Source organism: Caldanaerobacter subterraneus (genome assembly GCF_004345675.1).
Taxonomy (GTDB): domain Bacteria; phylum Bacillota; class Thermoanaerobacteria; order Thermoanaerobacterales; family Thermoanaerobacteraceae; genus Thermoanaerobacter; species Thermoanaerobacter subterraneus.
This window is the reverse complement of the sequence record NZ_SLWU01000001.1, coordinates 1-22,228: the sequence shown is the minus strand read 5'-3', so window position 1 is coordinate 22,228 and position 22,228 is coordinate 1. Positions and strand designations below refer to the sequence as shown.

Sequence of the window (22,228 nt, the reverse complement as noted above, 5' to 3'; positions counted from 1 at the left end):
TCGACAGTACGGCTCCGGAGCCATCTTCAAAAGCTAGAACTTTATCGGCTCTCACCTTGCCCGACTCTCTGTAAAAGTTCTAGTCTTCCTACTCTTTCCTTCATCGCCTTTTCCAATATTCTATTTATCCTTAAATATACCCTTTATAATGAGTATTGTCAACTCCCTTTTTTATTATTCAACTCCTCATATTTTCTCCACTCTCATTCTCTCTTTTATAAACTCAACGGCATCTTCTTTTGTCTTTATTTCGCCGTAAAACCTGTTTTTCCTTATCTCATACAGTATCTGCCCGAGCTTTTTGCCATCTTTCACATCAAAATTTAATATTATGTCTAGAGGAGAAAGCAGCGGTTTTTCCGTCTCTTTAAACTCTACATATCGTCTTAAAAGTCTGATTATAAAATTCTCATAACGGGGTATGTCCTCTTCTTTCCCAAAGCTTAACCGGCTGGCAGTGTAATCTGCCAAAGAGGCTAGCAGAATACCTATAGCGTTATCTTTTAGATGATAGAAAAACCTGAAAAGTGTCTTGTTATTTACCCCTTCAATGTAGTAATCGAGGGGCTTTTTATGGTAAAGCACAAGTTTTTTCAGGAGGTTTGTCTCTTTTTTGGGAATTCTCATGCGGGAGGCCATTTTCTTTATTATCTCAGCACCTTTTATCTCGTGATTGTAAAAGTGGAGGCGGTTTTCTACGTCGATGTATATGGAATCAGCTTTGCCTATGTCGTGAAACAAAATTCCCAGTTTTATTATATCTTTAACTTTATTTCCCGAAGACATGGGTTTTTCTAGGTATTCACTCACAAGGTCTTCTACATCCTTGGGAAATCTCATAGCGCTTATGATGTTTTCATACTCCTCCACTGCCCTTATAGAATGTATCCACGCGTTTATAAGCTGATAGTAGCATTTACCCACCTCTTTGAGTTTAGCTACCTCTTCAAAAATATTTTCCATCAAACTTAGCTCTTCCATCAACCTCAAATACTTATGCGAATCTTTTTCTCTTATTATCATAAAAATTTCATTCATTATCCTCTCAGGGGCAACATTTTTTAATAAATGGGCTTCTTCCTTTATTTTGGCTTTTGTCGCCTCATCTATATCAAATTTATAAGTGGCAGCAAATCTCACAGCCCTCAAAGCCCTCAAAGGGTCTTCCCGAAAGGTATAGTCTGCCACATGTCTTATTTTTCTGTTTTTTATATCCTTTAATCCTCCAAAAGGGTCTATTATGTATTCAAATTCAAAGTGGTCAGTGAGTCTAATAGCCATGGCATTTATTGTAAAGTCCCTGTGGACCAGATCTTCGTATATGTCTTTCCCTCTTAAATTAGTGAAATCCAGTATTTCACCTCCAACCACTATTCTATATGTTCCTTTTTCTGCCATAAAAGGTACAAAACTGCCTCCCATTTTCTCAGCTGCCAATTTTGCGATTTCTTCTGCATTGCCTTTAACTACAAAATCGTAGTCCTTTGCTTCTTTGTTCAATACCCTGTCCCTTATGTAGCCGCCGACAATGTAAACGTTATAGGCTTCTCTTCCTAATTTCCTTATGAGCCTGGGTACTGTAGCCACGAAGATCCTTCCTTTCAAAAAGGTAAATTGCCTACCAATAATAAGTATAACAAAAGGGAAAAAGTATACAAGGCCTAAAAAAATATGCGGCTGTAAAAAACGCAAGAGATAATAGCCACTATATCAGCAAAAATTCCAGAAACGATTGAATGCCTTATATTCTTTATTCCTACGGCTCCAAAGTAAACTGCAAGCACATAAAAAGTAGTCTCTGTAGAACCGTACATAGCAGAAGCCATCTTGCCAATGAAAGAATCAGCACCATAAGTTTTCATAAGTTCTGTGGCAATCCCTAAAGCTCCGCTCCCTGAAAGAGGCCTTATCAAAGCAAGGGGAACAAGCTCTTCAGGCATACCTATCTTTTGAGTGAAAGGCATCAAAATCTGGGCAAGCAAATTCAAAGCCCCAGAAGCCCTCAAAACTCCTATAGCCACCAGCATAGCTAAAAGAGAAGGAAAAATCCTTACAACCACATCTAGTCCCTCTTTTGCGCCCTCTATAAAAATCTCATAAACTTTGGCCTTTTTTACAAGACCGTAAAAAGGTATAATTATAAGAAGAACAGGGACAAGCCATTCAGAAAAAATTTCTACCACACACATCACTCCCTAAATATTGACATTTTTTCAATAAAGTTGTTGAAAATTAACCCTGCCGTAAGAGCTGTGGCCGTAGAAAAAATGCTCACAATTACAAAATCCGCCGGGTTTTGCGCTCCAAGGGATGCTCTAAGGCCTATCATAACAGCTGGAATAAGTTGAATTGAAGCAGTATTTATAACTAAAAATCGGCACATGGCATTTGAGGGATTCTCTTTTCTGTTGAGCTCTTGAAGGTACTCCATAGCCTTAATTCCAAAAGGAGTAGCGGCATTGCCAAGCCCCAGCATATTAGCTGAGATATTCATAATCATTGCAGAAACAGCTGGATGGTCCTTAGGAATCTCAGGAAAAATTTTTGTTATCACAGGTTTTAGCACTTTTGCTACAATATCCATAAGCCCTGATTTTTCAGCAATTTTCATTATTCCGAGCCAGAGAGCCATAACTCCTAGAAGGCCTATTGAAATCGTCACTGCACTTTGAGCGGAATCAATTATCGCCTTTGATACCTCCGACATTTTTCCATTTGCCATTCCAACAAATATTCCCACAGCGATCATAAAAAACCATATGTAGTTCATCATAAAAAAACCTCCTGCATTGCCAAAAATCCTACTATTTTTCGCTTTTTCTTCTTATGTAATAAAATTTATGTTATTATCCTAAAAAAATTCCAAAAAAGGTGTTGACTTATTTTTCAAAACTTGGTATTATTATAAGTGAAGTACAACTGTCGAAATTTGTAACTCAGGAGGGGAGAAATATGTTGAAATCCACGGGTATTGTGAGAAAAGTAGATGAGCTGGGAAGGGTAGTAATACCAATTGAGCTCAGGAGGACATTAAACATCGCAGAAAGAGACGCATTAGAAATCTATGTAGATGGAGAGCAGATAGTCCTCAAAAAGTACGAACCAGCATGCATTTTCTGCGGCAACGCTGAAAATGTCATAAACTACAAAGGGAAAAACATCTGCAAAAACTGCTTGGAAGAGCTTAAGAAAACTCCATTAGAATAATCGCAGGAAAAATAATGGGAGGAAAATCCTCCCATTATTTTTCCTCCTTTTTTCTTCTGACTCTATGTGAACTGTGACATTGGCTCCTGGGAATCTATCAATAATTTGCTTTGAAACCCTATGGGAAAGTTCATGGGTAATTTCCTAGTCCTCAATTTGTGAAAACTTGTAATTTCAGGATTTGACTTGATTATCTCCTCTATTTCTTTCAATTTTTCCTCCGGAAGAGTTGTATCCGTCAGGTTTTTTAAAGCTTCTTTTGTAAGGTCAACAGACCAGACACATTTTCTCCCGTGGCCAAAGAGATGGTCCTCATCAGCAGGCTTTGCCGCTTTTCTTATGGAAAAAAGGCAATTATACTTGCAATTAAATCAATTGAGGAATGAATTGCCTCAGAAATTACACCTATAGAATGCATCAAAATTCCTGCCACCAATTTTGCTGTGATCAAAAAGCTGTTAGAAACAAGAGACAAAAGAGCCGCTTTTTCTCTATTCATGGCAACCTCCACACATTATCAATTGAAATTGTCACTTGTATATATTACAGTTCATGGGCCAAAAATATGCAAATATTTTACACAAAAGGTATTGAAAATCAACTTCAATTGATATCCTCTTCCATGGCAAGCTTATAAACTTCTCTTTTTGAAACCTTCAGTTCTTCTGCAACCTTTTTCACAGCTTCTTTTTTATCCATCCCTAGTTTTAAGTATTTATATAGCAATTCTTTAGGGTCTTTTTGTAAAGGACTAATTTTAGCTCCTTCTATTACTATTACAATCTCTCCTTTTACTTCCTCTCCTAACTTTTCTAAAACTTCTTCTACCGTCCCTCTTATAAACTCTTCGTGAATTTTTGTAAGCTCCCTTGCCACCACAACTTTTCTTTCCCCTATGTATTCTTTTAGTTCCTTTAAAGTTTCCTTCAATCGGTAAGGAGATTCATAAAGTATTGTAGTCCTCTCTTCTCTTGAAATCCTCTCTAGTTTTTCCCTTCTCTCTTTGCTTTTCTTTGGCAGAAAACCTTCAAATACAAAAGAAGAAGTATCAAGTCCTGAGGCAATAAGCGCTGTGATGGCTGCTGTTGGCCCTGGAAGAGGCACTATCTTTATGCCTTCCTGTATGCAGAGCCTAACTAATTCTTCCCCGGGATCTGAAATCGAAGGGGTACCCGCATCAGTCACCAGTGCAATAGATTTTCCACTTTTCAATTTTTCTATTAGCTTGGGTCCCATCGTTACTTTATTATGTTCATGGTAACTTACAAGGGATTTTTTTATTTCGTAGTGATTTAACAACTTCAGTGTCTGTCTGGTATCTTCTGCTGCAATAAGGTCCACCTCACTTAAAACCCTCAAAACCCTAAGAGTTATATCTTCCAAATTGCCAATAGGTGTGGGGCACAAATACAATGTCCCATACTCTTCCATTTTTATTCCTCCTCCAAACTTTCCTTTGAATATATGGATTTCACCTCTTCTGTATACTCACCAGTCCTTTCATACACATAAAGGGGCGGAAGTACAGTCAAAGAGGGCTGCGCTCCCTTTTTTGCTTCCAAAAGCAATAAATTGGGCTTGCTGTTAACGTAGGGATGAACAAACCTAAGCTTTTTAGGCTCCAAATTGTACTTCCTCAAAAAGTACATGACATCTACTAACCTGTCCGGACGGTGAACCATAAAAAATTTTCCGCCAAATTTTAAAAGCTTAAAAGCTGCTTTTACAAAATCCTCAAGTCCTCCGTAAACTTCATATCGCGCGATATTCTCTGCCTCCTCCTTTTTTTCAAAACCTGTATAAAGGGGCATGTAAGGAGGATTAGAAGTTACCACGTCAAATTTTTCGTAACCCAATAATTTCTCTACTTCTCTTACATCCCCGTGTATTATCTTTATTCTGTTTTCCAGACTGTTAATTGCCACGCTCCTTATCGCCATGTCAACCATCTCTTCCTGAATTTCGACCCCATAAATAAAAGTATCTTTTGTTTTTGCTGCAATCAAAATAGGAATTATCCCATTGCCGCATCCCAAATCCACAATCCTATCTCCTCTTCTTGCAGTGACGAAATTTGCAAGCAAAACTGCATCTATCCCAAATCTGAATTTGTCCTTGTGTTGAATTATGGCCATATTTTTTATGTTTAACTCATCCAATCTTTCTCCCTCTTTCAACACTTTTCTCACCTCTTCTATATTCTACCTTTCAACCTGCCTTTTTTCAACAAAAACCTCATCCAGCGTATTGAAAATCACCTCATTGAACAGTATACTATATAAGGAATTTATACGCGGGAGGATGAAAAATTTGATAAAAACAGGTATCGTCCCTAGAATAACCTCTGAAATAAATCCGTTAAAAGCTGTGATACTACATAGACCAGGAAGAGAACTGGAGCGCTTAACTCCTCAAAACCTTTCTGAACTTCTCTTTGATGACATACCCTGGGTGCGAAAAATTCAAGAAGAGCACGATGAATTTGCAAAGGTACTGAAAGAAAACGGAGTAGAAGTGCTGTATATAGAAAGATTGCTGTCTGAAATACTACAAGATGAAGAGGTAAAAGAGGAATTTATCGAAGACCTCCTCCAATTAAATGGTATCACCTCTCCCAAAATATTAAACTTTTTGTTTGGACTTTTAAGAGAAAAACCCGTAGATGAACTGGTAGAAATATCTATATCTGGACTTTCATTGTATGAAGCAAAAGTAAAAAGGTCCTTGATGGGCCTGGCAGAACACATATACGAAGAAGACTATTACTACATCAAGCCATTGCCAAACCTCTATTTCACAAGGGATCCATCCGCTGTAATCGACAGAGGACTCATGATAAGCTCAATGAAAGCTGCTGCGAGAAAGCCAGAAACCCTGATATTTAAGTACCTGTATAATTATCATCCTCTCTTCAAAGACAACGAAGTCCCCCTTTTTTATGACAACACTTATCCTCATTCTATAGAAGGCGGAGACATTTTAGTCTTAAATGAAAAAGTAATAGCGGTCGGCTGTAGCGAAAGAACATCCCCACAGGCAATAGAACAGCTTGCTCACAATCTATTTGAAAAAGGGTCCTCTGTTGAAAAAATACTGGTAGTACAAATCCCTCCAAAAAGGTCTTACATGCACTTAGACACTGTATTTACCATGGTGGATACCAACAGATTTGTCTTCTACCCGGGCATAAAAAATGAGCTAAAAATTTTTAGCCTCATAAAAGAAGAAAAAGGTTTTTCAATACACAGGGAAAAAGACTTACAAACAGCCCTAAAAAATGCCCTAAACCTCTATACAATAGACATAATTCCAACTGGAGGATTAAACGCCATAACTTCTGCAAGAGAACAATGGAATGACAGCACTAACACTCTTGCCATAGCTCCGGGCGTAATTGTAACTTATTCGAGAAATGAAATATCAAATAAAATTTTGGAAAAAGAAGGGATAAAAGTGATCCCGATTGAAGGGTCTGAGCTGTCAAGAGGAAGAGGAGGCCCTCGTTGCATGACAATGCCTCTTTTAAGAGAATAAGTTAAATAAAAAGTCCTCTTTTTTAAAAAGGGGACTTTTATTTTTTCTATTAATAATTCTTTAACAATTTTATGGTATAATAAGAAGTCGTGCACAGAACATAACTAAAAAATTAAGGAAGGAATGTCATATGAAAAAATTTGCAACTGTTTTTTTATGTCTCATACTTGTTTTTCTGGCAGTTTCTCCTGCCAGCGCCTTTGCTTCATCAAAACAAAATAAAACTGCAGTCCTTTTTATCTTAAACAGAATGAGTATTAAAGACCTTAATAAGTATGAACTGCCCAACATAAAAAAATTGTTAGACATCGGTTCTTTAGCACTTATGAATACAAAAACAGCAGGAAGTTATTCTGAAGCCGCTGCTTACCTAACAATAGGAACTGGAACAAGAGCAGCTGCAGGAGAAATAGGAGGACTATGCCTTAATAAAACCGAAGTGTATGGCTACATTTCTGCAGAAAAGCTTTATCATTTGTACACAGGAAAGGAAGTAGGAAAAAGCGATATAGTAAACATAGGAATACAAGATTTAATAAATCAAGCTTCAACTTTAAATTATACCGTCACCCCTGGACTATTAGGCCAGCTTCTAAAAGAAAATGGAATAAATGTATATGTCTTTGGTAATGCTGATGTAAAAACCCCTTCTGGTACCTTTTATAATAGATATGCCCCTCTAATTGGAATGGATAAAAACGGATTAGTTCAAGGGGATGTAAGTGAGGACTTACTTGTAAGGGATGAAAACAGCCCTTACATGGTGAGAGCTGATTATGAAAAACTTTACGAAAAATTTTTAGAAGCAAGTAAGGATGGCGGGCTTATCATCATAGATCCAGGAGATATCTTGAGGGCAGATGTGTTTTCTAAATATGCTTCCCCTTCTTTAGCTCATTTATATAGAGAAAAAGCCTTACAGGAATCAGATAGATTGATAGGAAAAATCCTTGCAAATTTAGACTTATCTAAAGACCTGTTTATAGCAGTTACTCCTTATCCTTCTAATCAAGATATACAAAATAAGAATTTAATAACGCCTGTAATAGTAGCGGGTCCATCTTTTTCCAAGGGATTTGCTACTTCTAATACAACAAAGAGAGAAGGAATTATTGCAAACTTAGACATAGCGCCTACAATTTTGACGTATTTTAATATAAAGCCTCCAGTAGAAATGTTAGGTCATCCCATTGAAACTATTCCCAACAGCAATGTTTTGCATAAACTTTTAAAAGCCAACACTATGATAGTATCTGTGCACAATGCAAGACCTCCTATACTAAAAGGGTATGTTTTAGTTTTTATTACTCTCCTTGTACTCTATATAGGCCTATTATTTTTGAAAAAAGACTATTTAAAATATTTGACTCCTCTCTTATTAGGAGTAATGACTGTTCCTCTCACCTTTTTAGTACTGCCTTTATTTGGCCCTTTGTCTCTTTATTGGAATGTATTTGCAATTATATTAATAACCTTTGTTATTGATGCGATAATAATGCTTATCACAAAAAATGCCCTTGACAGATTAATGGCAATAAGTTTAATAACGTCGCTGACTATAATAATAGATTTGCTGCTTAATTCTCCTCTAATGAAAAATTCTATCTTAGGATATGATGTGATAAGCGGTGCAAGATATTATGGAATAGGAAACGAATACATGGGGGTACTAATAGGTTCCTCAATAATGGGAATAAGTCTATTGATAGAAAAATACCAGAGAAAAACCACAAAAATAGTCGCTTTCATCTTCTTTACTGTCGCCTTCGTACTAATGGTGTTGCCTCAATTTGGGGCAAAAGTAGGAGGATTTATAACAGGGTTTATGGCTTTTGGCACTACAATTTTGATGTTCTCGGGAATAAAAATGAATAAAAAAAATTTCTTAATCATGTTTTTTTCGATGGTAGCATTGTTATTCTTAATGTTTGTAGCTTCAATGTTTTGGGGAACAACAACTCATATGGCTCAAACAGCTATCATTGTAAAAACTGAAGGCATCAATTCTCTACTGCAAATTTTTACAAGAAAACTTCAAATGGAACTTAAACTCATGAGATACACGATATGGTCGTGGGTTCTCGTAATCTCTATCGTAGTGCTATTTATAATTTCTTATAAGCCAACAGGAGTTTTACAAGACATCTTTAAAAACCACAAATATGTTTACTTTGGATTTTTTGGTAGCATTATTGGGATGCTCTTTGCATTGGGATTCAATGATGCAGGCATTGTAGCAGCCGCTACAATATGTATATATACCATCCCCCCCATTTTGCTACTCCTTCAAAAAAAGGTAGCTGATATAAACTTATGACCTCTTGCACAATTGCATCAAAAGCACTCTAAAATATATAGCAAGAATTTTTGGCACTCTTTTAAAACTAGGAGAAGGAGTAATTGTAATTCTTGCCCTGACTTTGTTATTAGGAATAAAAAGAGGCATTTTTAAGGTCATGGCTATTGCAGGACCAGTAGCATTGGGAGTGCTATTAAGAGCAACATTGGGCACAAAAATAATGCAGCACCTTAAGAATACTACTATAAAGTAGAATAAAAAAATAGAGGAATTACTCCTCTATTTTTTCTAAATCTTCTTTAAACATCTCTTCTTCACACATTTTTTCTATCTCTTCTCTTTCTTCTATTACTTCTACCTCTTCAGGGTCATATTCTTTTATTATCTCTATGCCTTCCAGATTTTTCATTTTTACTTTGAGTTTGCGCCTTATTACATCTACTTCTGTTATCTTCATCTCCTTATCTCCCACTCTTATGATGCTGCCCACTTTGGGAAGTTCAGCCCTCAATTTTTCATACATTTCCTGCTCATATTTCAAGCAGCACATCAAGCGCCCGCAAAGCCCCGATATTTTAGCAGGGTTTAAAGAGAGATTTTGGTCCTTTGCCATCTTTATTGAAACAGGTTCAAATTCTCCCAAAAAAGTGGTGCAGCAAAGTGGTCTTCCACAGGGCCCTAACCCTCCAATTATTTTGGCCTCATCCCTTACACCTATCTGCCTTAACTCTATCCTTATTCTAAAAACAGATGCCAAGTCTTTTACCAACTCTCTAAAGTCTACTCTGCCTTCTGCAGTGAAGTAAAATATAACTTTGGTGTTGTCAAAAGTGTATTCCACATCTACGAGGTTCATCTCAAGCCCGTGTTCTTCTATTTTCTTAAGGCATATCTCAAAGGCTTGCGCCTCTTTTTTCTTGTTTTCATAATAATGTTCAATGTCTTCTTCTGTAGCAATACGTATAACTTTCTTTAAAGGCGCTACAATCTCTTCTTCAGGGACTTCCTTAATTCCAACTACAACTTCTCCAACCTCTATCCCTCTTATAGTCTCTACAATCACCTTATCGCCAACTTTTATAGGCAAATCTCCCGGGTCAAAATAGTATATCTTGCCTGCCTTCTTAAATCTAACTCCTACGACTGTAACCAACGTTATTGACCCCCTAAAATATCTAAAAGTAAATTCTCTACAGCCAACTGATAGTTTACATTGCTTTTAAGCTGGGAATTAAACTGCTCTATTCTATTGATTATATTATTTAATCTCTTAAAGGTCAACTTAGATTCCAATTTTTCTATAGAATCTATATAATCCACATTCTTTATAAATTTCAAATTTTTGGTTGTTTTAAAGACCAACACATCTCTTAAATAAGAGAGGAATATTTTTAAAACCTCCTCAATCTGTTCCTTATTTTCCTCAAAAAAGCTGTACTCATTAAGCACTTCAAAACCTTTTTTCTCAAAAATTTTCTCAATCTCAGAAAGCACATTGCTGCGAAGCTTTTTATAATTTTCGTCCACCAATTTGTCCGCCTCACCAAAATTGCCATCCGCGAGATGTGCCAGAACTTCTGCCTCTTCTTCGCTGACGCCTTTTTCACCAATCAGGTATTCTTTAATCACTTCTTTTCTTTCTCTTTTAAATCTTACCACATTGCAGCGAGATACTACTGTAGGCAAAAGAGCTTCTATTTGAGGTGAGATTAGTATGAAAAGGCCGTATAAAGGCGGTTCTTCTAAGGTTTTAAGAAAAGCGTTCTGAGCTGCAGGAGTCATTTTATCAGCCCTGTCAATTATAAATACCTTTTTAAAAGACTCATAAGGCTTTATATTTATTTCAGCGTTTATATACCTTACAGTTTCTACTTTTATAGAATCTCCCTCTGGTTCTATTATAAACACATCTGGATGACTTTTCTTAAGCATTTTTACACAAGAGCTACACTTAAAACAAGGCTTATCAGTACCTTTGCAGTTTACCATCATTGCAAAATATTCAGCCAAAAATCTCTTTCCTAAACCTTCTTCCCCAACAAATAAGTAGGCATTAGAAATTTTATTCTGATTTATTATATTGCGAAATACTTTTAGAATCTCTTCGTGGCCATACACCCTAAGCAACTTCATCACCTTACGAGTAAATGTCTATTAACAAACCTCTTATATCATCAATCATTTTTAGCAGTTCTAACTTTTTAGACTCTTTTAGAAACTCCTCTGTAAGCTTTTCCAGCTCTTTGTCCACCTTTTCCACTAGAGAATATATTCTCCTTCTTCCTCTTAAATCTACATGTTCTTTTTTAGTGTATTTGAGCATGTTTTCTGTGGCTTCTTGCAAAAACTTCTTTACAAGCTTCTTATACTTGAGAAGGTCTTGTAAATTCAAACTTTCTTTTAATTTGTCAGCCGCTTCATCTATTTCTGACAAAATTTCTGACAATTTATCTTTATAAACTCTGTCTAACTCTTTTTCAAAAGTTTCTCCAAATTTTTTCTCCACTTTATACGTTCTTGAAATCTCGCTTTTCATTTCACTAACCACTTTTGAAAGCCTGACTTCATTAACCCTCATAGCAAACACCCTTTTTATATCCTAAAGAATTTTTCTACATCGAGCACAAACACTGTAGCACCGCCAATTGTCACTTCAACAGCCTGCGGAAGGAAGATATCTGTAGCCCCTCCCATTGGAGTAGGTGAAGTTATTATTCTATCACGGGTTTTGCACTTCTTTTCTATTATGCTTATGACATCGTCCAATTTATCATCTTCCACTCCTATTATCAAGGTGGTATTGCCAGACCTCAAAAAACCACCTGTAGAAGCAATCCTTGTAAAGCTGAATCCTCCCTCCGTAAGCCCATCCATCAACCTTCTGACATCTTCATCCTGTACGATCGCAAGAACTAACTTCATACTTTCGCCCCCTTCAAATATTCTTCTACTGCCTTTACCACCATTTTATGAACCGCCAGTACCTCCTGCATACCGTCTATCAAAACAAACCTCTCCGGAAAATCCTTCACCAGTCTAAGATAACCTTCCCTCACTTTTTTGTGAAATTCATAGTCCTCCCCTTCGAGCCTGTCGGCTTTTTTACCCTGTCGCCTTTTTATGGCTTCCTCCGGTGTAATGTCTATATATACTGTAATATCCGGAAACAAACCTTTAGTTGCTATTTCATTTACAATTTTAACTTTTTCCAGTCCCAATCCCCTAGCATATCCCTGATATACATAAGAACTATCTACAAACCTGTCAACTATTACCATTTGACCTTTAGAAAGAGCGGGTAAAATCTTCTCTTCCACCAGTTGCGCCCTAGAGGAAGCGTAAAGGAGCATTTCTGTCACCGGGAAGATGAGATTTTCTCTGTCAAGCAAAATTTCGCGGACTTTCTCTCCTACTCTCGTCCCACCCGGCTCCCTTAAGACAAGTAGGTCATAACCCTCTTTTTTAAGATGTTCTTCCAAAAGCTTAACCTGTGTGGTCTTCCCACATCCGTCTATGCCTTCGAAACTTATAAATTTCCCTCTCATATCTCACACACCGACAGTAAATTATCCTGTATACCCAAAACCTTAATACCTTTATTATACAATACTTCTATATATTTTACCATATCTTTTTCAATCCTCTCTCCTGGACATATGAGAGGAACTCCTGGCGGATAAGGTGTCACAAAATCTGCAGAAATCGCCCCTTCTGCCTTTTCAAAGGGTACCCTCACCTTCTTTTTCCTCACAGCTTCCGAAGGAGTCAACACCATTTCAGGCAAAGAAGGAAAAAGAATTCTATCCCCAAATTTAACCCTCTTCCTGTTTTTTGAAAGCTTTTTTAAACCTTCTAAAAGCATTTTTACCCTTTTTTCATCATCCCCTACAGTAACCATCGCTAATATATTGTAAACATCAGACATTTCAACTTGTATATTGCATTCTCTCCTCAAAAAATCCTCTGCTTCAGGCCCTTCAATTCCCAAATTCTTTACACTTATAGTGAGCTTTGTAACATCAAAATCCACAATGCCGTACCGTCCAACGACATCTTCTCCCAGACATTTCATTTCTTCTATTTTACCAATTTCTCTTCTAGCATATAGGGATAATTGAATAATTTCCTCTAATCTTTTTTTGCCCTCTTTCTCCATGTATTCTCTCGCCATGTCAATTGAAGACATGAGAATATAAGAAGGGGATGTAGATTGAAAAAGGCTTAAAGAATATTTTAACCGATCCACATCTACCCTATCAGAATTTAAATGGAGTATAGAAGTTTGAGTAAAAGAAGTAAGAGTCTTGTGCAGGCTCTGTACTACAATATCTGCTCCTGCTTTTATGGAGGACTTAGGCAAATTGTTTGAAAAAGGAAAGTGAGCCCCATGAGCTTCATCTACAATTAAAATTTTACCGTACTTATGCACAATATCCACAATTTTTTCAATATCACTGCAAAAACCGTAATAATTAGGGTATGTCACTACTACAGCTTTTACATCTCTTTCTTTTTGCAAAACCTCCTCTAGCTTTTCTACATCAATTCCCATCGCAATTCCATTTTCATAGTCTATCTCGGGCAGCAAATACACGGGAATCGATTGAGTAAGCACAACTCCGTTGTAAACAGATTTATGAGAATTCCTCATCACAAGCACTTTATCCGTAGGGTTTAGCACTGCATACATGGCCGCATATATTCCAGCAGTACTGCCATTTACCAAAAAGAAAGCTTGTTTTGACCCAAAGGCCTTTGCTGCAAGCTTCTCAGCTTCAAGGATTGGACCATCGGGATTGTGAAGGTTGTCAAGTCCTGGCACCTCTGTCAAATCAATTTTTGCTAAATTTTCAATGTACTCTTTTGGCAATACTCTTCCTTGTTTATGGCCGGGCATGTGAAAAGGTACAGTTTCCTTTTTCACGTATTCCATGAGAGCGTCGTACAAAGGGGTTGACATAAAATACCTCCACAAAACATTTTTCATTTTCATTATACCACAAAAAAAGAAAACTGGATTTACACCCAGTTTTCATACCCGACGTCTTTCATATAATCCTCCCATATATCAATCATCTTTTGCCTGTAGAAGTCATAGTTCTTATCGAAGGGAGACAAATTTATCAATCTCTTCTGACACTCTTCGCATATAAATTTTCCTAATACATCTATGCCATCTTGTACCTTTTTATCGCATATAAAACATTTTCTTTTTATCGTGACACTCTCCATCTGGCACACCACTTTCAATATTATCCTAATAGAATTATTCCCTATTTCTTGAAAAATATTCTACTTTATGATAATTCTTTATATCTAAAACAGCTAATCAGATGGTCATTAACAAGCCCTACAGCCTGCATATAAGAGTACACTATGGTAGAGCCTATAAAGACAAAACCTCTCCTTTTAAGGTCTTCACTTATCATATCAGATAATTCCGTGCGGGATGGAATATCCTCCACTTTCTCCCAACTATTTATTATAGGTTTGTAATTCACAAATCTCCATATGTATTCATCAAAACTACCAAATTCTTTTTGAATTTCTATAAACTTCTTCGCATTGTGAATGGAAGCCTCTATCTTCTTTCTATTGCGCACAATGCCCTTGTTCTCCAATAATTCTCTTATTTTTTCTTCATCGTATTGAGAAACCATATGAGGGTCAAAACCACTATAAGCTCGTCTAAAATTTTCCCTCTTTTTTAGTATGGTAAGCCAGCTGAGACCAGCTTGGAAAGATTCCAAAATCAAAAACTCAAAATGCTTCCTATCGTCGTGGACAGGCACTCCCCATTCCTCATCGTGATACTTTATATAAATCGGATCCACGAGGCACCAAGGGCATCTTTGCATATTCATCCCCTCACAAGAGCAATGCAGCAGCCCCCAAAACTCCTATATTTTCTCCCAGCTGAGCCTTTACCACTTCACATACTTCTGCATTGGGTTTTAATGCCTTTTTTCTTACAGTTTCCATCATTTTCCCATACAACATATCCCACTGAGCAGAAACTCCTCCCCCTATGGCGATCTTTCTGGGATTGTAAAAAGCCATTATGTTGGCAATTCCCACTCCCAAGTAAAAAGCCTCCTTTTCTACCAATTCTTTTGCGAATTCATCTCCCAGTTTTGCAGCTTCGAACACGTGCTCTGCTCTTACTTCTCCTTCTCCCGCCAGTTCCTTTATTTTCGTCTTTATCCCTTTTTCAATCCCTTCCCTTGCAAATCTGGCAATCGCCGTTCCAGAAGCGTAAGCTTCAAAGCATCCGTAATTTCCGCAGTTGCACCTCGGCCCATCAAAGTTTATGGTGTGATGTCCAATCTCTGCAGCATTCGAATTCTCTCCACTATATAATTTCCCTTCAATTATGACTCCTCCGCCAATTCCAGTGCTGACTGTTATGTACACAAAATTATCTACTCCTCTACCTGATCCAAAAAGGTGTTCTCCTATTGCAGCCGCATTTGCGTCATTTTCCAGTCTAACCTCTATGCCAAGCCTTTTCGACAAAATTTCCACTATAGGGACGTTACTCCAGTGAGGCAAATTTGGAGGGCTTATCACAATCCCCTTTTTGGCATTCAAAGGCCCAGGAGACCCTATCCCGATACCTTTTAAATTGCTCATTTCAAGCCCTGTATCTTTTAAAACCTGATATATGCTCTCTTCAATCCTTTCAATCACCACGTCTGGTCCTTTCTCAGCCATTGTTGGAATTTTTATGCTCTTTATTATGTTGCCATTTTCATCAACAATGCCTGTGCTTATCTTTGTGCCTCCCAAATCAACTCCACAGAGAAACTTCTTCAACTATACCGCCTCCTTCACTAAAAGCCTTTTAAGCTAATTATACCACTACTGAAAATTTCAATAAACTAAAAAAGGCCCCGTAAAGGGCCCTTTATTACTCTTCCAAAAATTTTTTGTACTCTTCTGCCTTCATAAGCTTTTCAACTTGAGCTTTATCTTTCAACCTTACAGCAACAAGCCAGCTTCCATAGGGATCGCTATTTACCAAAGAAGGGTCTTCAGCTACAGCATTGTTCACTTCAATTACTTCTCCGTCTACAGGTATATAAACGTCAGAAGCCGCTTTTGCAGATTCTATAACTCCAAGCACATCTCCAGCTGTAAACTCTGTTCCAACTTCAGGAAGTTCAATGTACTCCGCATCCCCTAAAGAGTCCTGGGCATAATCAGTTATGCCAATATAAGCTTTATTCCCTTCTACTTTTACCCATACATGGTCCTTTGAGTAATACAAATCTTCCAAAACTTTCATTTTTGTCCCTCCAATTTTTAATAATTTAAATTTTGTGGATTGCCTCTTTGAAAATATCTTTAAAAGCCTCCATAATAGTTTCGCTCTTTGTAGGATGGGCATAGACCACATCTTTCAATTCTTCCGCTTTTGCTCCGCTCTGACAAGCCGTTGAAATTATGTGCACAAGCTCTGATGCACCACTACCTACTACCCATGCCCCAACTACTTCTCCATCTTCAGTTGAAATTATCTTGGCAAATCCTTCTGTCTCACCATAAGTTTTGGCTCTCCCGTTATTTTTAAAGTCAAATCTTCCTACTTTAATTTCTCCAAATTTTTCTTTGGCCTCCTCTTCTGTATACCCGAAATATCCAATTTCTGGTTCTGTAAAAACAGCTGCAGGTATCTTGTAGTAATCCAAAGTTCTCGACTTTCCAAAAATATTGTCAACTGCCACTTCTCCCTGTGAAGAAGCTACATGGGCCAGCATCATTTTACCTGTCACATCTCCTACAGCCCAAACACCCTCTATGTTTGTCCTCATGTGCTCATCGACTTTAATCGCTTTCTTATCAAATTCAAGCAAATCTACAATTGGCCCTATACTTGTATTTAACTTTCTTCCAATAGAAACAAACACTTTATCAACAGATATTTTCTTAATATCATCACCTCTTCTAATCGTAACTACAGAGTTTTCTCCCTCCTCCTCTACTTTTTCCACAGTAGAAGAAGTATAAATCTTAATGCCTCTCTTCTGAGCAGCAAATTTAACAGCAGAACTTACTTTTTTATCAAGGGAAGGGAGGATATTAGGCATCATTTCAACCACATACACTTCTACTCCAAATTGGTTCATTATAAAAGCAAATTCCATCCCTATTACTCCGCCACCTATAATGCATAAACTTTTGGGTAAAGACGTTATCTCCAAAATTGTATCGCTATTTAGAACATTTTTCGAATCAATGCCTTCAATTGGAAGCTCTGCAGGAGATGAACCAGTAGCAATTATAATGTTTTTCGCTTTGATTTTTTCTCCCTCAAAAATTACATTCTTCTCTTTGTCTACCTTCGCTTCTTTATTGAAGACCTCTATTTTATTGGCTTTAAGCAAAGCCTTAATGCCTTCAACAAGTTCCCCTACAATGGTATCCTTTCTCTTCACTACTTGCGCATAATCAAAATAATTTATTTGAATATCAAAGCCAAACTCTTTTGCCTTTTTTAAAATTCCATAGACCTCAGCAGCTCTTGCATAAGCCTTTGTAGGTATACAACCTCTATTAAGACATGTGCCCCCTAATTTATCCTTTTCAAACAGAGCTACTTTTGCCCCTTTTTTAGCAGCTTTGATAGCCGCCACATACCCTCCAGGCCCTCCGCCTATGACAGCCAAGTCATATTCTCCGGTATGAAGGTTTTCCATTTACTCTACCTCCAATATAAATTTTGTAAATTAAGAAATCACTTTTTCCTCCTTCTCGATAAGTTCCGCCCATCCATCATAATCCACCAAAGTCACTTCGCTATCCTTTTCATCAAATCCCCTTGCAATAAAATCTTCTTTTAGAGCAAAAAGTTCAACTCCCTCTTTCACAAGATTCTTCACATTTTTACAAGCAGCAAAAATTACGCCGTCCTGCACAAATAAAACCTTATCCTGAGGCAGAGCAAGGTTTAATAAAAATTCGGAAATTTTTTCAGAAGGACTTTTCTTTACTATTATCAAGGCCATACTTTCACCTCCTAGAAAATCACTACTTTATCAAAAGAATGGACAAATTCCGGCAGCTCATCTTTTGACACAATTTTTAAATTCCACTGAGGAGCAATTTCATCTTCTTTTATATTGAACTTATCTAAATCTTCCTTTACCGCATAAACAGGCGTCTGATACTTCTCAATATACTTAAAAGTCATCGCCAAAGGCAGACACCCAATCAGCTCTGGCTTACAGGAAGACCTAACAGCCAAAACAGCCTCCTCAACAAAGAGCACCGCAGGTTCAAGGTCTTCTCCGTACATTCCAAACGCACTTCTGAAAGCCTCATTTATCCAAATACTTCCTACAGGAGAAGTATACACTGCAAATAAAACTTTTTTCACTTTTTACACCCCCTAAGGCAGTAAATTGATGTACCTATCGGAATTGTATATAAGCGCTGCCATCTCTGGCACTCCAGAAAAATCTGAGCCTTCAATTTTCATATCCTCGCCAATCCCTCTGTACTGAGCACAAAGGCCGCAAATGTGAACTTCCACACCTTTTTCAGAAAGCTCACGAAGTTTTGAAGGAATATTTCTATCAACCTTCATAGGTTTAACAAGTTTGTTTGCGGCAAGTACAGAATCAGCAAATAAAAATATTGAAACCTTATGTCCCCTTTTCAAAAGAGCTTCTGCGAGATGGATTGCAGTATCCATATCCTCATTTGTATAAGGGGGTACATTTACCTGTATTGTTACATGCATACATCTATCCCTCCTCTTAAAATTTTGTGGGAAGGGCAAAGCCGCCCTCCCACTTATTTTCTCTCAAAAAGGTACCAAACCATAAACCAGTTTCCCAACACTGCAAAGATTGTAAACACTATTGAACTTATAGCTAAATGGGGAAGTCCCGAAAGAATGTGCCCTATATTGCATCCTCCAGCACTTCCTGCACCAAATCCCATTAAAATACCGCCTACTGCTACCTGGACAAAAGTCTTAGGGTCCTTTGGAACTCTTAATCTGAATTCTTTTGCAAAAAGTGCTGCTAAATACGCACCAATTATGATCCCTACTATTTCCATTCCTTCCCAGTTGTACGGAATAGGCTGAGTGAGGTCTAAATTTGCAGTAGTAGTTCTGAAAAGATTCACCCAACCTCCTGTGATGCCAAGGGGATAAGTCTTTTGAGAAAGATATGCTATAACTCCTACAAGTCCTAAAGCAATACCGCCTGTTATCCAGTTAAGCCCTGAAACTTTTCTTTCAGTAGTCTTCCAAAATACCAGTACTATGAGAAGTAACAAAGCAAAAATAATTGCTACAATCCATGGATTAATATTTAAAAGATTTGCCAGAGTTAAATTGACAGCTCCATCTTTTGCAGCGTAAAATCCTCCCGGGTTATTAGTAGTAGTTATGGGCTTACCCATCCACCTATTTACAAAAGATAAAGGACCACCTTTTACAGCTGCTGCAGTGATTCCATAGAAGACTGCTGCAATAAATGCTGTTATATAACCTTCACCTATCCTATAAGTAACACCGCTGGCACAACCACCTGCTAGAACCATACCCATACCAAATAAGAAACCGCCTATGATCTGAGCAAGAGGAATCAAAGGTTTTGGATTTAATTTAATCCAACCCAGTTGCGCCGCCAGATGAAAGCCAATCGTCTCCACCAGTATTGCAAGCAAAGCTAACTTCATCAGGTAATTGTCTTTTGTCATCTTCACATCTCTGATCGCTGAGTTAAAACAAATCCTTCCTCTTTGTAAAACTATGCCAAAAAGTATACCTACCAAAAGCCCCTGTAATCTCGGATCCATAAAATCTCCCCCTTGACTCATCAAAGCTTTTTAATGAGAATTCGCCACTCGCTTGGCCCTATTTCTTCAATGGATATTACCTCTCCTCCTACTTCCTTTACTCCTGCTGGAATCCTTTCTTTAGAAAGAGCGTAATCAATAAGTACTTCCAGTATTTCACCTGATTTCATCTCTTTGAGTTTTCTTCTGGTGTCCACATCTGGAACAGGGCATACCTCTCCTCTTTCATCTAAAGTATAGGTAGGCTTTACTTCATTACTCATTTTACATTCCTCCTTATTTTGTTATCATTTTAACATTCTAGTTTCATTTTACTATAAAATTTTCTCCATTTATCATTTGAAATTCTTATGCAATATTAGTTTTACTTATAACAAACTTTGTAGTATAATAAAACTAAACGTTATATTGCGATAGCTTTTTAACAAACAGGGGGAGTTTTTATGAATATTGAAAACTTAAGGGCATTTTATAAAACTGTATATTACAAAAGCATTTCTTCAGCGGCAAGAGAGTTGTACCTCTCTCAGCCAACCATAAGTCAACAAATAAAAGCATTAGAAAAAGACTTGAAAGCAACTCTTTTAAAGCGCACCAATAGAGGAGTCTTTCCTACACCAGCCGGAGAATTAGTTTATCAATATGCAGAAAGGATATTGAATTTGTACGACAACATGGTAAAAGACTTAGAGTGCTGTGAAAACAACTGCATAAACAGATTAACAATTTCTGCCTGCCCTACTATTGGGCAATATGCCCTCCCTTGTACCCTGCACGAATTCAAAAGAAGGTATAAAAACATCACAGTGCATGTAGAGCACAATTTTACACCTGAAGTGATATACAACGTAAAAGAAGGAGGAATAGACATAGGCTTTATAGAAGGTTGTTATGTAGATGAAAACATTTCTTGCATTCCTTTAGGAGATTTCAAAATGCATTTTGTAGCGAGCGGCAACTGGGAAGAAAAAAGTTTGTCAAAAAACAAATTATTGCGTTATAATTTTTTTATAATACATAGAAAGTGCGCTTTGCGCAAAATAATTGAAGAGACTTTACTTGCCCACGAAATTGATATAAAAAAGTTAAAGATTGAAATGGAATCTCCTTCTATTGAATCAATTAAGTCCTCCGTGGCTGCAGGACATGGTCTTTCTATTTTGCCTTATATAGCCATAAAAAAGGAATTATATACTAAAACCTTGTCCATAGTTGAAGTAGAAGGCATAGAATTTAACTACAGTTATTCTTTAATATACAACAAAAAAATTTACAAAAAGTCCAAAATGGACTTCATCGATTTCATAAAAAATAACGGTAAAGATTTTTTCTGCTAAGGGTGCTGAAAATGGTTCATGAGATTATGTGCATGGGAGAAATATGCCCTCTTCCACTTCTAAAGGCCAAAAAGAAATACGAAGAAATGAAAGAAGGGGAGATTTTAAAAGTTGTGGTGGATCACAGGTGTACGTTAGACAATTTGGAAACATATTTTTCTAAATTAAATTGCTCTATGGAAGTAAAAGAGGTGCTAAAAGGTGTGTGGGAAGTATATATAAAAAAATAAAGCTCCCATAAAGGGAGCTTGTTAAAGGGGGCTTTTTAAAAATTTCCCCGGCAGCGACCTACTCTCCCGCTTATGCAGTACCATCGGCGCTGGAGGGCTTAACTAGCACCCCAGCCGGTCTTGCGACCGTCCGGGGGCCCCTTGTGGACCGTGTTCGGAATGGGAACGGGTGTTTCCCCTCCGCTATCGCCACCGGATACTTAGACCTTCAAAACTACACAAAGCCTTCAGGGTCAAGTCCTCGGCTTATTAGTACCGGTCAGCTAAAAGCGTTTCCGCTCTTACACCCCCGGCCTATCTACCTCGTCTTCTACAAGGTGCCTTACCCCTTTCGGGTGGGAGACCTTATCTTGGGGTGGGCTTCACGCTTAGATGCTTTCAGCGTTTATCCCTTCCAAGCTTGGCTACCCAGCTGTGCACCTGGCGGTGCAACTGGTACACCATCGGCTCGTCCATCCCGGTCCTCTCGTACTAGGGATGGCTCCCCTCAAGTCTCCTACGCCCGCGACGGATAGGGACCGAACTGTCTCACGACGTTCTGAACCCAGCTCACGTACCGCTTTAATGGGCGAACAGCCCAACCCTTGGGACCTACTTCAGCCCCAGGATGCGATGAGCCGACATCGAGGTGCCAAACCTCCCCGTCGATGTGGACTCTTGGGGGAGATCAGCCTGTTATCCCCGGGGTAGCTTTTATCCGTTGAGCGACGGCGTTCCCACTCACTGCCGCCGGATCACTAAGCCCGACTTTCGTCCCTGCTCGAGATGTCTCTCTCACAGTCAAGCCCCCTTCTGCCTTTGCACTC

Annotated in this window: 28 protein-coding genes, 2 rRNA genes, 1 pseudogene and 1 other annotated feature (1 of these 32 cut by a window edge); of the genes and pseudogenes, 6 read left to right on the top strand and 25 right to left on the bottom strand. The window is 37.9% G+C overall.

The genetic code is table 11. The features are described 5' to 3' along the window. Window positions 1-113, bottom strand: a binding site (T-box leader); it reaches 120 nt to the left of the window's first position. 73 nt (window positions 114-186) lie between these two features. The 3 genes from EV203_RS00150 to EV203_RS00140 form a co-directional block, all read right to left on the bottom strand. Continuing rightward, complete coding sequence (locus EV203_RS00150; RefSeq protein WP_132038784.1) at window positions 187-1,587, bottom strand: CCA tRNA nucleotidyltransferase; 1,401 nt, start codon at window positions 1,585-1,587, stop codon at window positions 187-189. A 74-nt stretch (window positions 1,588-1,661) separates the two neighbouring features. Then, a complete protein-coding gene (locus EV203_RS00145) occupies window positions 1,662-2,183 on the bottom strand; it encodes a spore maturation protein (protein ID WP_041587075.1) in 522 nt (173 codons plus the stop codon). 5 nt (window positions 2,184-2,188) lie between these two features. After that, on the bottom strand, window positions 2,189-2,773 hold the full coding sequence (locus EV203_RS00140) for a nucleoside recognition domain-containing protein (protein ID WP_132038782.1): 585 nt from the start codon (window positions 2,771-2,773) through the stop codon (window positions 2,189-2,191). A gap of 179 nt (window positions 2,774-2,952) precedes the next feature. Between EV203_RS00140 and EV203_RS00135 the strand changes: the two genes are divergently transcribed. Beyond that, window positions 2,953-3,207, top strand: coding sequence for an AbrB/MazE/SpoVT family DNA-binding domain-containing protein (locus tag EV203_RS00135; protein ID WP_011024615.1), 255 nt, complete (start codon window positions 2,953-2,955; stop codon window positions 3,205-3,207). Here the strand turns inward: EV203_RS00135 and EV203_RS14375 are convergent. The 4 genes and pseudogenes from EV203_RS14375 to EV203_RS00120 form a co-directional block, all read right to left on the bottom strand. Beyond that, window positions 3,199-3,419, bottom strand: a pseudogene (locus EV203_RS14375) (cation transporter dimerization domain-containing protein). The gene EV203_RS00135 and the pseudogene EV203_RS14375 overlap by 9 nt on opposite strands. Before the next feature lie 125 nt (window positions 3,420-3,544). Further along, window positions 3,545-3,706 carry a cation efflux transmembrane domain-containing protein gene (locus tag EV203_RS14245; RefSeq protein WP_424945267.1) on the bottom strand — a complete coding sequence of 54 codons (162 nt, stop codon included), beginning with the start codon at window positions 3,704-3,706 and terminating at the stop codon, window positions 3,545-3,547. Window positions 3,707-3,810: 104 nt separating this feature from the next. Next, the gene (gene rsmI / locus EV203_RS00125) at window positions 3,811-4,638 is read right to left on the bottom strand and encodes a 16S rRNA (cytidine(1402)-2'-O)-methyltransferase (protein WP_132038780.1); all 828 of its coding nucleotides are present in this window, start codon (window positions 4,636-4,638) and stop codon (window positions 3,811-3,813) included. A 2-nt stretch (window positions 4,639-4,640) separates the two neighbouring features. Continuing rightward, window positions 4,641-5,387 carry a tRNA1(Val) (adenine(37)-N6)-methyltransferase gene (locus tag EV203_RS00120; RefSeq protein WP_132038872.1) on the bottom strand — a complete coding sequence of 249 codons (747 nt, stop codon included), beginning with the start codon at window positions 5,385-5,387 and terminating at the stop codon, window positions 4,641-4,643. A 121-nt stretch (window positions 5,388-5,508) separates the two neighbouring features. Here EV203_RS00120 and EV203_RS00115 point away from each other — a divergent pair, with 121 nt between their 5' ends. The 3 genes from EV203_RS00115 to EV203_RS00105 all read left to right on the top strand — a co-directional run bounded on the left by EV203_RS00115 (window position 5,509) and on the right by EV203_RS00105 (window position 9,293). Further along, entirely contained in the window at window positions 5,509-6,741 is a 1,233-nt protein-coding gene (locus tag EV203_RS00115) for an arginine deiminase (protein WP_132038778.1), read from the top strand. Window positions 6,742-6,871: 130 nt separating this feature from the next. Beyond that, window positions 6,872-9,058, top strand: coding sequence for a hypothetical protein (locus tag EV203_RS00110; protein ID WP_132038776.1), 2,187 nt, complete (start codon window positions 6,872-6,874; stop codon window positions 9,056-9,058). Between the two features lie 4 nt (window positions 9,059-9,062). Then, window positions 9,063-9,293: a hypothetical protein gene (locus EV203_RS00105; RefSeq protein WP_132038774.1), complete on the top strand. Its 231-nt coding sequence runs from the start codon at window positions 9,063-9,065 to the stop codon at window positions 9,291-9,293. An 18-nt stretch (window positions 9,294-9,311) separates the two neighbouring features. On the opposite strand, the gene EV203_RS00100 is transcribed toward EV203_RS00105, so the two are convergent. From EV203_RS00100 to EV203_RS00025, 16 genes are all read right to left on the bottom strand, one after another. Then, window positions 9,312-10,193, bottom strand: a complete 882-nt coding sequence (locus EV203_RS00100) for a PSP1 domain-containing protein (protein WP_132038772.1) — start codon at window positions 10,191-10,193, stop codon at window positions 9,312-9,314. Between the two features lie 2 nt (window positions 10,194-10,195). Continuing rightward, window positions 10,196-11,167 (bottom strand): DNA polymerase III subunit delta', encoded by a 972-nt coding sequence (gene holB, locus EV203_RS00095; protein ID WP_132038871.1) that lies wholly within the window; start codon window positions 11,165-11,167, stop codon window positions 10,196-10,198. A gap of 10 nt (window positions 11,168-11,177) precedes the next feature. After that, window positions 11,178-11,618 carry a YaaR family protein gene (locus EV203_RS00090; RefSeq protein ID WP_132038770.1) on the bottom strand — a complete coding sequence of 147 codons (441 nt, stop codon included), beginning with the start codon at window positions 11,616-11,618 and terminating at the stop codon, window positions 11,178-11,180. A gap of 14 nt (window positions 11,619-11,632) precedes the next feature. Further along, the gene (locus EV203_RS00085; RefSeq protein ID WP_011024606.1) at window positions 11,633-11,962 is read right to left on the bottom strand and encodes a cyclic-di-AMP receptor; all 330 of its coding nucleotides are present in this window, start codon (window positions 11,960-11,962) and stop codon (window positions 11,633-11,635) included. After that, the gene (tmk, locus tag EV203_RS00080) at window positions 11,959-12,585 is read right to left on the bottom strand and encodes a dTMP kinase (RefSeq protein WP_009610873.1); all 627 of its coding nucleotides are present in this window, start codon (window positions 12,583-12,585) and stop codon (window positions 11,959-11,961) included. The genes EV203_RS00085 and tmk overlap by 4 nt, the downstream gene beginning before the upstream one ends. Further along, window positions 12,582-14,000 carry an aminotransferase class I/II-fold pyridoxal phosphate-dependent enzyme gene (locus EV203_RS00075; protein WP_132038768.1) on the bottom strand — a complete coding sequence of 473 codons (1,419 nt, stop codon included), beginning with the start codon at window positions 13,998-14,000 and terminating at the stop codon, window positions 12,582-12,584. Before EV203_RS00075 ends, tmk begins: the two co-directional genes overlap by 4 nt. A 59-nt stretch (window positions 14,001-14,059) precedes the next feature. Beyond that, the gene (locus tag EV203_RS00070; RefSeq protein ID WP_207910851.1) at window positions 14,060-14,284 is read right to left on the bottom strand and encodes a sigma factor G inhibitor Gin; all 225 of its coding nucleotides are present in this window, start codon (window positions 14,282-14,284) and stop codon (window positions 14,060-14,062) included. A gap of 53 nt (window positions 14,285-14,337) precedes the next feature. Continuing rightward, window positions 14,338-14,898, bottom strand: a complete 561-nt coding sequence (locus EV203_RS00065) for a DNA-3-methyladenine glycosylase I (protein WP_132038767.1) — start codon at window positions 14,896-14,898, stop codon at window positions 14,338-14,340. 10 nt (window positions 14,899-14,908) lie between these two features. Beyond that, a complete protein-coding gene (locus EV203_RS00060) occupies window positions 14,909-15,856 on the bottom strand; it encodes an ROK family protein (protein ID WP_009610870.1) in 948 nt (315 codons plus the stop codon). Between the two features lie 94 nt (window positions 15,857-15,950). Continuing rightward, window positions 15,951-16,328: a glycine cleavage system protein GcvH gene (gcvH, locus tag EV203_RS00055; RefSeq protein ID WP_132038765.1), complete on the bottom strand. Its 378-nt coding sequence runs from the start codon at window positions 16,326-16,328 to the stop codon at window positions 15,951-15,953. A 25-nt stretch (window positions 16,329-16,353) separates the two neighbouring features. After that, window positions 16,354-17,739 (bottom strand): dihydrolipoyl dehydrogenase, encoded by a 1,386-nt coding sequence (lpdA, locus tag EV203_RS00050; RefSeq protein WP_009610862.1) that lies wholly within the window; start codon window positions 17,737-17,739, stop codon window positions 16,354-16,356. 30 nt (window positions 17,740-17,769) lie between these two features. Further along, entirely contained in the window at window positions 17,770-18,048 is a 279-nt protein-coding gene (tusB, locus tag EV203_RS00045) for a sulfurtransferase complex subunit TusB (RefSeq protein WP_011024598.1), read from the bottom strand. A gap of 11 nt (window positions 18,049-18,059) precedes the next feature. Beyond that, the gene (locus EV203_RS00040) at window positions 18,060-18,419 is read right to left on the bottom strand and encodes a DsrE family protein (protein ID WP_022588123.1); all 360 of its coding nucleotides are present in this window, start codon (window positions 18,417-18,419) and stop codon (window positions 18,060-18,062) included. A 12-nt stretch (window positions 18,420-18,431) separates the two neighbouring features. Further along, window positions 18,432-18,785, bottom strand: coding sequence for a DsrE/DsrF/TusD sulfur relay family protein (locus EV203_RS00035; protein WP_132038763.1), 354 nt, complete (start codon window positions 18,783-18,785; stop codon window positions 18,432-18,434). A gap of 53 nt (window positions 18,786-18,838) precedes the next feature. Next, entirely contained in the window at window positions 18,839-19,855 is a 1,017-nt protein-coding gene (tsuA, locus tag EV203_RS00030; protein WP_132038761.1) for a thiosulfate transporter TsuA, read from the bottom strand. Between the two features lie 20 nt (window positions 19,856-19,875). Beyond that, window positions 19,876-20,118 carry a sulfurtransferase TusA family protein gene (locus tag EV203_RS00025; protein WP_022588126.1) on the bottom strand — a complete coding sequence of 81 codons (243 nt, stop codon included), beginning with the start codon at window positions 20,116-20,118 and terminating at the stop codon, window positions 19,876-19,878. A 180-nt stretch (window positions 20,119-20,298) separates the two neighbouring features. Here EV203_RS00025 and EV203_RS00020 point away from each other — a divergent pair, with 180 nt between their 5' ends. Together EV203_RS00020 and EV203_RS00015 are read left to right on the top strand one after the other, a co-directional pair. Then, window positions 20,299-21,192 carry a LysR family transcriptional regulator gene (locus tag EV203_RS00020; RefSeq protein WP_132038759.1) on the top strand — a complete coding sequence of 298 codons (894 nt, stop codon included), beginning with the start codon at window positions 20,299-20,301 and terminating at the stop codon, window positions 21,190-21,192. Window positions 21,193-21,203: 11 nt separating this feature from the next. After that, window positions 21,204-21,422 carry a sulfurtransferase TusA family protein gene (locus tag EV203_RS00015; protein ID WP_011024592.1) on the top strand — a complete coding sequence of 73 codons (219 nt, stop codon included), beginning with the start codon at window positions 21,204-21,206 and terminating at the stop codon, window positions 21,420-21,422. Between the two features lie 45 nt (window positions 21,423-21,467). Here EV203_RS00015 and rrf read toward each other — a convergent pair. Together rrf and EV203_RS00005 are read right to left on the bottom strand one after the other, a co-directional pair. Next, a 5S ribosomal RNA gene (gene rrf, locus EV203_RS00010) occupies window positions 21,468-21,619 on the bottom strand. A gap of 32 nt (window positions 21,620-21,651) precedes the next feature. Further along, a 23S ribosomal RNA gene (locus tag EV203_RS00005) occupies window positions 21,652-22,228 on the bottom strand; the annotation flags it as partial.

Bases quoted from the DNA above. Each gene is read 5' to 3' on its own strand.
- EV203_RS00065 (WP_132038767.1), bottom strand. From the start codon at position 14,898: ATGCAAAGATGCCCTTGGTGCCTCGTGGATCCGATTTATATAAAGTAT.
- tusB (WP_011024598.1), bottom strand. From the start codon at position 18,048: ATGGCCTTGATAATAGTAAAGAAAAGTCCTTCTGAAAAAATTTCCGAA.
- EV203_RS00085 (WP_011024606.1), bottom strand. From the start codon at position 11,962: ATGAAGTTAGTTCTTGCGATCGTACAGGATGAAGATGTCAGAAGGTTG.
- lpdA (WP_009610862.1), bottom strand. From the start codon at position 17,739: ATGGAAAACCTTCATACCGGAGAATATGACTTGGCTGTCATAGGCGGA.
- EV203_RS14245 (WP_424945267.1), bottom strand. From the start codon at position 3,706: ATGAATAGAGAAAAAGCGGCTCTTTTGTCTCTTGTTTCTAACAGCTTT.
- EV203_RS00035 (WP_132038763.1), bottom strand. From the start codon at position 18,785: ATGCATGTAACAATACAGGTAAATGTACCCCCTTATACAAATGAGGAT.
- EV203_RS00025 (WP_022588126.1), bottom strand. From the start codon at position 20,118: ATGAGTAATGAAGTAAAGCCTACCTATACTTTAGATGAAAGAGGAGAG.
- tsuA (WP_132038761.1), bottom strand. From the start codon at position 19,855: ATGGATCCGAGATTACAGGGGCTTTTGGTAGGTATACTTTTTGGCATA.
- gcvH (WP_132038765.1), bottom strand. From the start codon at position 16,328: ATGAAAGTTTTGGAAGATTTGTATTACTCAAAGGACCATGTATGGGTA.
- rsmI (WP_132038780.1), bottom strand. From the start codon at position 4,638: ATGGAAGAGTATGGGACATTGTATTTGTGCCCCACACCTATTGGCAAT.
- EV203_RS00075 (WP_132038768.1), bottom strand. From the start codon at position 14,000: ATGTCAACCCCTTTGTACGACGCTCTCATGGAATACGTGAAAAAGGAA.
- EV203_RS00135 (WP_011024615.1), top strand. From the start codon at position 2,953: ATGTTGAAATCCACGGGTATTGTGAGAAAAGTAGATGAGCTGGGAAGG.
- EV203_RS00020 (WP_132038759.1), top strand. From the start codon at position 20,299: ATGAATATTGAAAACTTAAGGGCATTTTATAAAACTGTATATTACAAA.
- EV203_RS00140 (WP_132038782.1), bottom strand. From the start codon at position 2,773: ATGATGAACTACATATGGTTTTTTATGATCGCTGTGGGAATATTTGTT.
- EV203_RS00110 (WP_132038776.1), top strand. From the start codon at position 6,872: ATGAAAAAATTTGCAACTGTTTTTTTATGTCTCATACTTGTTTTTCTG.
- EV203_RS00090 (WP_132038770.1), bottom strand. From the start codon at position 11,618: ATGAGGGTTAATGAAGTCAGGCTTTCAAAAGTGGTTAGTGAAATGAAA.
- tmk (WP_009610873.1), bottom strand. From the start codon at position 12,585: ATGAGAGGGAAATTTATAAGTTTCGAAGGCATAGACGGATGTGGGAAG.
- EV203_RS00015 (WP_011024592.1), top strand. From the start codon at position 21,204: ATGGTTCATGAGATTATGTGCATGGGAGAAATATGCCCTCTTCCACTT.
- EV203_RS00115 (WP_132038778.1), top strand. From the start codon at position 5,509: ATGAAAAATTTGATAAAAACAGGTATCGTCCCTAGAATAACCTCTGAA.